We start from the raw sequence: 238 nt of genomic DNA on the forward strand, positions 1-238 counted from the left end.
CATCGGCGGGGCGGGCGCGGGGGTTGACCACGATCCTGGCACCGCGTTTCGCCAGATCGAGGGCATAGGCTCGTCCAAGGCCGCGACCGGCACCGGTGATGATGATGACTCTGTCTTTAAGGCCGCTCATGCGCGGGTCTCCGTGACTTTGGAACTGCGGGGGCGGGGGAAGGGGAAGAAGCGCGGCGTACGCGCGCAATAGGCTGCCCAGGCTTCGGGGCGCGTGCGGGCCATGTGG

The 238-nt window shown here is 68.5% G+C and carries 1 protein-coding gene; it reads right to left on the reverse strand.

Annotation, left to right across the window (positions count from 1 at the left end):
* On the reverse strand, positions 1 to 130 hold a 130-nt coding region (locus B3H86_RS05755), incomplete at its 3' end, for an SDR family NAD(P)-dependent oxidoreductase (protein WP_292051893.1).
* Positions 131 to 238: the final 108 nt, after the last annotated feature.

Source organism: Brevundimonas sp. UBA5866 (assembly GCF_002432125.1).
Classification (GTDB): Bacteria; Pseudomonadota; Alphaproteobacteria; order Caulobacterales; family Caulobacteraceae; genus Brevundimonas.